The 8,720-nt window shown below is 59.5% G+C and carries 10 protein-coding genes; all 10 read right to left on the bottom strand.

Annotated elements, in window-relative coordinates:
* Positions 1–184 precede the first annotated feature (184 nt).
* Entirely contained in the window at positions 185–691 is a 507-nt protein-coding gene (locus tag RR842_RS09765) for a hypothetical protein (RefSeq protein ID WP_332729609.1), read from the bottom strand.
* A gap of 167 nt (positions 692–858) precedes the next feature.
* Entirely contained in the window at positions 859–1,950 is a 1,092-nt protein-coding gene (gene ruvB, locus RR842_RS09760; RefSeq protein ID WP_332518393.1) for a Holliday junction branch migration DNA helicase RuvB, read from the bottom strand.
* A gap of 38 nt (positions 1,951–1,988) precedes the next feature.
* Positions 1,989–2,585, bottom strand: coding sequence for a Holliday junction branch migration protein RuvA (gene ruvA / locus RR842_RS09755; RefSeq protein WP_332514299.1), 597 nt, complete (start codon positions 2,583–2,585; stop codon positions 1,989–1,991).
* A complete protein-coding gene (ruvC, locus tag RR842_RS09750) occupies positions 2,582–3,145 on the bottom strand; it encodes a crossover junction endodeoxyribonuclease RuvC (protein ID WP_332729608.1) in 564 nt (187 codons plus the stop codon). The genes ruvA and ruvC overlap by 4 nt, the downstream gene beginning before the upstream one ends.
* Positions 3,146–3,350: 205 nt before the next feature.
* Positions 3,351–4,739, bottom strand: coding sequence for a TrpB-like pyridoxal phosphate-dependent enzyme (locus RR842_RS09745; protein WP_332514302.1), 1,389 nt, complete (start codon positions 4,737–4,739; stop codon positions 3,351–3,353).
* Between the two features lie 438 nt (positions 4,740–5,177).
* Positions 5,178–5,594 (bottom strand): MmcQ/YjbR family DNA-binding protein, encoded by a 417-nt coding sequence (locus tag RR842_RS09740; protein ID WP_332554167.1) that lies wholly within the window; start codon positions 5,592–5,594, stop codon positions 5,178–5,180.
* A 145-nt stretch (positions 5,595–5,739) separates the two neighbouring features.
* Positions 5,740–6,540, bottom strand: coding sequence for a YebC/PmpR family DNA-binding transcriptional regulator (locus RR842_RS09735; protein ID WP_332518396.1), 801 nt, complete (start codon positions 6,538–6,540; stop codon positions 5,740–5,742).
* A 279-nt stretch (positions 6,541–6,819) separates the two neighbouring features.
* Positions 6,820–7,602 carry a 4Fe-4S binding protein gene (locus tag RR842_RS09730; RefSeq protein WP_332517844.1) on the bottom strand — a complete coding sequence of 261 codons (783 nt, stop codon included), beginning with the start codon at positions 7,600–7,602 and terminating at the stop codon, positions 6,820–6,822.
* Between the two features lie 260 nt (positions 7,603–7,862).
* Positions 7,863–8,240: a SpoVA/SpoVAEb family sporulation membrane protein gene (locus tag RR842_RS09725; protein ID WP_332517845.1), complete on the bottom strand. Its 378-nt coding sequence runs from the start codon at positions 8,238–8,240 to the stop codon at positions 7,863–7,865.
* Between the two features lie 11 nt (positions 8,241–8,251).
* Positions 8,252–8,720 (bottom strand): SpoVA/SpoVAEb family sporulation membrane protein (locus tag RR842_RS09720; RefSeq protein ID WP_332729607.1); only part of this gene is annotated, 469 nt, incomplete at its 5' end.

Genomic DNA, 8,720 nt, shown 5'->3' with positions numbered 1-8,720 from the left:
AATGCAAACCCCAGATGGTACCACCGCAACGAATGCAGCAGCGTTTTTGCCTTATTAACGGACAAGGACTTCCCCTTCGATAAAAATCTCCCAAGAGCATAGTAGCGCACCTGGCCAGACGGATGAAGATGAAAGCCCCTGGCAGCAAGCTTATACCCGCTGGACAGCAGGCACAAGAGGCAACCTATGCAGTCGGGCTGCGAGGCTCCTCCGACACGACCGGCGTATCCGATCCGAAAGGCTCCTCGTCGAAGCCCATGGTGGCCAAAGAGGGCTCAGCTTGCTCGACGACACCCTCGTCCAAATCGTCTAGCAATCCGGCCAGTCCCTCGGGGGTTTCGGGCAGCTCGTGGCCGTAGGCTTCCGCGATAGCCCGCGCTTGCTGCTCGCGCACCGTGGCCAAACCATGGTCGCCCGCTTCGCGCAGATAACCGGAAGCGAGCAGCAAGCTGCGGGCGATGTACTCGGTCACCCGCGGATCGGTACCCGACACCTGCATGACGCTGGCAATGGACTCAGGCGACAACGACAGCAGCACGCCACCGTCGATATCGGTCGCTTCGCCCACGGCATCCTCCAGCATATCGGCGGCGCCCCGAGGATCGCGCTCCTTCGTAGCCCTCATCCAGCTGCGCCTGATGATCTCGGCAAACTGAACCATAATGCGTACAAGGTAGTCCTGGGTGAGCATGGGCGTTCCTTTCAATAGCGCAGACCTCGGAGCCTGCAAGCGGTGCCGCATTGTTTGAAGCCGTTTGCAGCCGCAGGGGCATCATCGCGCCCGCACGTTGCCCCGAGGGCAACCATAGATCGTGCGGCTTGCCCTGACAGCCCCCGGGGCAAACTGTCGGAAAACCGTTACGACTGGGCGGGCGGCTGCAGGCCCAGATGCTCGTAAGCGCGCGCCGTAGCTTGACGACCCTTTGGCGTGCGCACCATGAGGCCTTGCTGCATAAGGAACGGCTCGTAGACGTCCTCGAGCGAGTCGGGGTCCTCCGACAGGGCCGAAGCCAGCGTCGAAAGCCCCACCGGACGGCCCGAAAACTGCACCGCCAGCAACTCTAGGATGCGATTGTCGACTGCGTCCAAGCCGAGCGAGTCCACCTCAAAGAAGCTGAGTGCCTGTGCGGCCACGTCTTCGTCGATATCTCCGTTGCCGCGCACCTGGGCCCAGTCGCGCACGCGCTTGAGCAAGCGGTTCGCCAAACGCGGCGTACCCCTGCTGCGACGCGCGATCTCCAGCGCACCGTCTTCGGCTATATCGACGCCCAAGATGGATGCCGAGCGGCACACAATGGAGCCCAGCTCCTCGGGCGTATAATACTGCAGCCGAAACACGATGCCGAAGCGATCGCGCAAAGGCCCGGTAAGCAGCCCCGTGCGTGTCGTAGCGCCGATAAGCGTGAAATGCGGCAGATCCAAGCGGATAGAGCGCGCTGCCGGGCCCTTGCCCACCACGATGTCCAAGGCGAAGTCCTCGAGTGCGGGGTAGAGCACTTCCTCGACCATGCGGTTCAGGCGATGTATCTCGTCGATGAACAGCACGTCTCCTTCCTCAAGGTTCGTGAGGATGGCGGCAAGATCGCCCGTGCGCTCGATAGCAGGGCCGCTGGTGGTGCGGATGCTCGCGCCCAACTCGTTGGCGACAACGGTGGCAAGCGTCGTCTTTCCCAAACCCGGAGGACCCGAAAACAGAATATGGTCTACCACATCGCCGCGCGCGCGAGCCGCCTCGATGAGGACGGCAAGCGATTCCTTCAGCTTCGTCTGACCCAAGTAATCGCCGAGGCGCTTGGGCCGCAGACTACGGTCGAGCGCCAAATCGTCTTCAATAAGCGCTGCGGTCACGGTACGCTCGCGCACCTCAGCAGCGCACGCGCTGCCCGCCGTATCATCATCCGTACCCGCCTCGAATACCAGACCTTCTATTTCGATGCCGTTGTCGCCCATAACCGCCTAACCTGCGCCGCGCCTAGCTTGCGCTGCGCCTAGCTGTCGGAACCCAATCGTTTCAACGCATATTGTAACAGGACGCCCTCGGCCGCACCTTCGGGCACACCCTTGAGCGCAAGATCGGCCTCGGCGGACGTAAAGCCCATAGACAGCAACGCCTCGTGTGCCGCCCGTAGCCGGCTGTCGGTCGCGGAAAGCGGAGCAGGGCTGTCGAACAAGCCTGCGATGCCCTGGTCGAGAGAGCCTTTCAACTCCAAGATAATGCGCGAGGCCGTCTTTTTACCCACGCCCGGTATCTTCGACACCGCAGCAACATCCTGCGAGGCAATGGCAGAGGCCAACGCTTGGGGCGTGAACACCGACAGAGCCGCCAACGCAACCTTCGGCCCGACTCCACCCACGCTGATAAGCCGCTCGAACAGCGCTTTCTCCTCATGGGATAGGAAACCGAACAGCGCGATGCCGTCGTCGCGTACCTGCATATACGTCTGCACCTCGACCGATCCGCCCGCCTCGGGCAGCTTCGACAAACCCGCCTGGGACATAGCGACGGCATAGCCTACGCCATTCACCTCGATAAGCGCAATCGTCGGGGACTTGCCTGCAAGACGGCCTTTTAAAAACGCGATCATAGTGATCCTCCCTGCTGCGCCGATGCGCAAACTCGCTGCTGCGCAGGCTGCGAGCCTGCAGCCATTGCAGCAGCGAGCCCCTCATGAGTGGTGTAGCAGATAGCCGCAGCAAGCGCATCGGCCGCATGGTCCGGACTCGGCACCACTTCCAGCGCCAACAGTTTGCCTACCATGTATTGCACCTGATCCTTTTCTGCCCCACCCTCGCCCACAACCGCCAGCTTAATCTGGCTGGGAGAGAACTCTCCCACCGACAAGTCGTGCTCGGCGCACGCAACGAGCGCGGCACCGCGCGCCTGGCCGGTAGCAAACGCGCTTTGGGCGTTCACTCCGAACCACACAGTCTCGATACCCACGCATACCGGTTCGAATCGCGCGATGACGGCGCCTATCTGCTCGTGTATCTTCTTCAGCCGCTGCGCCAGCGGCACGCCAGCAGGCGTGGAAATGCAGCCGTACGCCACGCAGGCGAGTTGCGCGCCGTGCTGGGCCACAACACCCCAGCCCGTATTGGCCAGCCCCGGATCGATGCCGAGTATCGTTCGTTCGATGCGCGCCACGGCTCGCCTTTCTTTCTACAAACACCTGTTCGCCTATCCTAGCACAAGACACCCTGCCCTACCATGCCCAGTGCACATGTTAGAATGAAAAAACTTTGCCGGCCTACCCGCCATCCATAGCCGGAGCACTAAAGCGAAGGAGCCCGCGTCGAGAGGGGTTCCTTCGTCTTATGCTGCACGATCCCTCGCCGTACGCCCACGCTTCCTACTGGATGCCCTCGAGTTTCGGGATGTAGGCGAAGCCGGCCTCCAAGTCCTCGTCAGTGGGGATGTAGTCGGTCATGGTGCCGTTGTTGTAGGCCATGTAGGCAACCAAGTCGAAGTAGCCCGTGCCGGTGAGTCCGAACACGATGGTCTTCTCCTCGCCGGTCTCCTTGCACTTGAGGGCCTCGTCTATAGCCACGCGGATGGCATGGGATGATTCGGGGGCGGGCAGCGTGCCCTCAACGCGAGCAAACAGTTCGGCGGCTTCGAACACACTCGTCTGTTCAACCGAGCGTGCCTCGTCTAGTATGCCATCGTGGTAGAGTTGCGAGAGAATGGGGCTCATGCCGTGGTAGCGCAGGCCGCCGGAGTGGTTGGCGCTGGGGATGAAGCCCGAGCCGAGCGTGTACATCTTCGCCAGCGGCGTTACTTTGCCCACGTCGCAGAAGTCGTAGGCGAAGCGTCCGCGTGTGAGGCTGGGGCAGCTGGCCGGCTCGACGGCAATGAAGTGCGGTGCGGACTTGCCCGCCAGTTTGTCGGCGACGAACGGCGCCATGAGGCCACCCAGGTTCGAGCCGCCGCCTGCGCACCCGATGAGGATGTCGGCCGTCTCGCCGATCTTGTCGAGAGCCGCCTTGGCCTCAAGGCCGATGATGGATTGGTGCAGCAGAACCTGGTTGAGCACGCTGCCCAAGACGTAGCGGCAGTTCTCGGTGTTGAGCGCCGTCTCCACTGCTTCGGAAATGGCGGTGCCCAGCGACCCGGACGAGTCGGGATGTTCGGCCAAGATCGCGCGACCGACGTTGGTGGTGCTGGACGGCGAAGGCGTGACGCGCGCCTGGTAGGTTTCCATGACAGCCTTGCGGTAGGGCTTTTGCTCGGCCGAGCACTTCACCATGTATACCTGCAGGTCGATGTCGAAGAATCCGCATGCCATGGAAAGCGCCGTGCCCCATTGTCCGGCACCCGTCTCGGTGGTGAGGTGTGTGATGCCCTGCTGTTTGGCGTAGTAGGCCTGCGCGATGGCGGAGTTCAGCTTGTGGGAGCCTGAGGTGTTGTTGCCCTCGAACTTGTAGTAGATTTTAGCGGGCGTGCCGAGCGCCTTCTCGAGGAACTTCGCGCGTACCAGCGGCGAGGGACGGTACATCTTGTAGAAGTCGCGCACCTCTTCGGGGATGGGGATGAAGCGGTCGGTGGTGTTGAGCTCCTGCTTCGCCAGCTCGGTGCAGAACACGGGCTCGAGGTCGGCCACGGTCATGGGCTGGAGCGTGGCGGGGTTCAGGATAGGCGCATGGTCGGTCACCATGTCTGCCCGCACGTTGTAGTAGTGGGTGGGCAGTTCATCCTCGCCGAGGTAGGTCTTGTAGTCGGTGCTTGCTAGTTGGTTCATTTCCTTGCCTTCCTTTTCCGGAGCGAAGGCAATAAAAAAGCCCTCGTCTCCTACATCGAATGAATGCAGGGACAAGAGCGATAAACTCCTGCGGTGCCACCTCTGCTTGACGCTTGCGCGCCCTCTTATGAGTGCCTTCACACTCGTGCCCGATAACGGAGGCCGCCGTCCGACGCTACTGCGGTTGCCCGGTTTGCGCCAGCCCTCAGAGGACCATTTGACGATTCGCTACTGCCAGGTTCCCAGCTACCCCCGGCTCTCTGTGAGCGCGCACATCGCCGTTACTTCCTCATCAACGGTTTGCTTCAACGCAGAATAGCGCAAGCGCGCAGGAAACGCAACGGGAATTTTTCAAGCGGTTTCCGCGGGCGGTTTCCACGGCGGTTTCCACGAGTGATCTTGCGATGGGTAGCGGCACCCCGCCTCTTTGGCTCCCACCTACTGGCAGTGTTCCCTTATTTCCTGTTGTGCTTTCTTGCCGAAGGTGGCAAGCAGGGTCCCATGAGACATGAGGATGGCATCGGTGACCACTTTGTGAGGCACGTTGCTATCCAGGTAAACCGTGCTCCAGTGTACCTTGTTCATATAATAGCCAGGTACTATGTCTTCGTATTCCCGACGGAGCATCTCGCTGTAGGCCGGATCAAGTTTCAAAGTGAGAATCGGCCGCTTGATCTGGTCGTTGGTGCCGACTAAGGCGTACATCTTCCCTCTCAACAGGTACTTGTACGCCTGCCATGCGGGCTGGAACTCCTTCTCGGTGCCGGGCTGGCCGAGCAGGCATCCATCAACCAGCTCGAAAGGAACAGCGTAGTCCGCCTGCCAAGGAAGCGCATTGCCTGCGGTCTCTGCCACTGAATCGTCCTCCCCCTCGTCGGTACCGCGCTTTTGCTCAAGTATACGCGTCGCACTTAAACCACGCCATCAAAAAAGCCGCTGCAGGCACAAAGCTTGCAGCGGCTTTCGACGGTACGACTCCTAAGCGAATCGTGCAGGCGCTTTATTCGTCGAGCGCTTCGGCTATCTCGTCGGTGATGTCCATGACATGGTAGACATTCTGCAGGTCCTCGAGCATTTCGAGGTTGTCCACCAGGCGCATGACCTTCTTCGCGTCGGACACGCTCACCGCCGTCGGCGTCGTGGGAATCATGGTAAGCTCGGCGCCCTTCGTCACGACACCCGCCTCTTCCAGCGCCTTCTTCACGGCCATAAGGTCGGTCGGGGCCGTGTAGATAATCCACTCGTCCTCGGCGTCCTCATAGTCGTCGCCGCCGGCCTCGGCTACGGCGAGCATGAACTCTTCCTCGTCGGCAGCAGCACCGTTCGGCCCCACCGGATTCTTCTTGTCGCCGGTCTCCACTTCTTTGGGAACCATGATCTGGCCCTTGCGCTCGAACTGGAACGCCACGGAGCCGGAGGTACCCAGAGAGCCGCCCGCGTGCGAGAATGCGCTGCGCACGTCGGCCGCGGTGCGGTTGCGGTTGTCGGTCAGGGCCTCGCAGTACACGGCGATGCCGGCCGGGCCATAGCCCTCGTATACGACCGTCTCGTAGTTCGCGGCATCTTTGCCCGTACCGAATGCCTTGTCAATGGCGGTTTTGATTTTATCCTTAGGCAGAGAGTAGCCTTTGGCCTTCTCAATGGCGGCCGCAAGCGATGCGTTGTTTTCGGGGTTCGGGTCGCCGCCCTCTTTCGCAGCTACCGTGATGATACGCGACAGCTTGGAGAACAAAGACGAGCGCTTTGCGTCCTGCGCTGCTTTGCGATGCTTCGTTGTAGCCCACTTTGAGTGCCCAGACATATATACCGGTCCCTTCCGTACAGCAATACCAACGGGTTATTCTAGCATATTCGTCAAATATCCCGGTTTCATTCTCATGGTTTTCAAAAAAGCAGGGGCCAACGGCAGGGACGGCAGGGACGGCAGGGACGGCAGAAACCCGAAGGGAGTCAGACCAGACTAACAAAAACATGCATTGGCAGCGAGAACGGCCACCAATGCACCCCTAGCACAATACTTATGGGGAACCACTATCCCCCCAGCAACCGCGCACTCGATAGTGCCCGCACCTAAACGAAACTATTGAAAGAAAAGTACCGTCGAGCGCGGCACGGCACCCTCCCTCTCAAGCTCAGCAGCAAGTATGGTAGCTTTTTTGCCATCCAAGCGCTTGGCTGCCCTCGGGCAGGCTGCGATACAAGCGCCGCACAAAATGCAGGTCGCGGCAATGCTCTTCGGATTATCCTCCTCAATAGCGCCAACCGGACATGCCTTTACGCATGCTCCGCACGACACGCACGCCTCGGTGGTTATCGGTGCATCCGGCAAGGCAGATTGACACGTTTTACCTGAAGAGTCGTTCTGGATATTCGCCGGAACCACACGGCCTGCACGTACCTTGCCCGCCATCTGCCTCCCGAATGACGCGGCGTTTTTTAAGTCTTGCGCGTTCGGGCGACCCTTGCCAACATTTTCAGCCAGCGCGTGCTTACCGACAAACGCGCCACCGCCAATGGTGACGAACCCCTGGGAGCCAAGGATATCCCTCGCTTCGAGAACTGCGTTGCCATAGCCCAGGTTTCCATAGGTGGTTGCCACAAGAGCGGGGGTCCCTTTACCAACAACCTGAGACAAAGCCTCTTTCAGCGCCATGGGTGCATGCCCCTCGTAGGCGGGAAAACCAAGTACGAGAACATCCTGCGCACCCAGAGAGTGGGTAGTGGCACGCTCTGCCGGATCGGTCAGGTTCACCTCGTGCATTTCAACATTCAATCGTCCCGCAAGTTCCTTCGCCATCGTCTCGACGACCATCTGGCTGCCATGCGTCGGACTGAAGTACATACCAACTACCGATCCATCCATCTCTCGCTCTCTTTCCGTTGCATTAAAGCAGCTTATCTCGTTCCCGGCAAAACCTTGCTCAGCACTTGCGAGAGCGGCTTATGGCACACTGAGCAGATCTTGGCGCTGGGAGAATTCTGGGTTGAACAATGAGGACACCAACCACGGGGCGTTATTCTTTCCTTCCGCACGCCCTTGCAGCGACCGCACCCATTACACCCGTATCCGCACATGCCGTCCCCCTACTCTCTTACACCACCTGCCGCTTAGCACCGCCTCGTTTAGGAATTCAGCGGAGAAGCTGCCTCGTCAGGTGCCTGACTGACCTCCGGTTTAGGCTTCCACAGACAACCAGCAATAATCCCCAGAAGCGTTACTGCTGCAAATATACCTAGCACAATGACTGTAACCACAAAATTGCCCGCACATGCCGCCATGGTGGCGCCGACAACTGCCTCGCCCGCATCAACGACCATAATCATCAACCCCGCACCGCCAAACTGCATCAAAGAGGGCATGACACCAAAAACTGTCATCAAAGCGCCCAGCGTAAATCCAATAATCAACAGTTTGGGTGGGTCAAGCTTGGTAATTACCATAAGCGCATGGAAAATCGCACAGATGGCTCCTCCGAGCACAAAAGCCCCTACATAATCCATAGCCATCCCCCTTACTTGACGATGAAGGCGATCACGCCAATAATCGCGGAAAGAACGGTCCCGATGCCCACAACGTACACCACGAGCATAACTCCCGCTTTTATAGCCTTGCCCGTTGATGCCCCTTCCTGCTTCGCACCCACAATCGTTCCGCCCACTGCTGCCGCCAGGCCGCTAAAGGGCATGATGGCACCGAACCCGCCAAATTTCTCGATTTTCGGGTAGAGATGAAGCACAAAAAGCACCGCACCCACTAAGCCGACCGAAACCAAGGTTGCTGCAGAGATAAACATGGAACCAGGACCGAGTACCATCGTATACAGATTCAAAAACACCTGACCGACAACTGCAATTAAGCCTCCTACTAAAAAAGCAGCTGCGGTTTGCTTGATTGCTGTCATAAGCGCACCGTTTCCTTTCCCCTTCGCAATCGGCCCCTCAACAAGAAGGGCCGATTGCATGCCAACCATTAGATCCAGC

It is taken from the genome of Gordonibacter sp. (genome assembly GCF_036667095.1).
Taxonomy (GTDB): domain Bacteria; phylum Actinomycetota; class Coriobacteriia; order Coriobacteriales; family Eggerthellaceae; genus Gordonibacter.
Note: the sequence above shows the minus strand (reverse complement) of the source record. Positions and strands in the feature narration are given on the sequence as shown.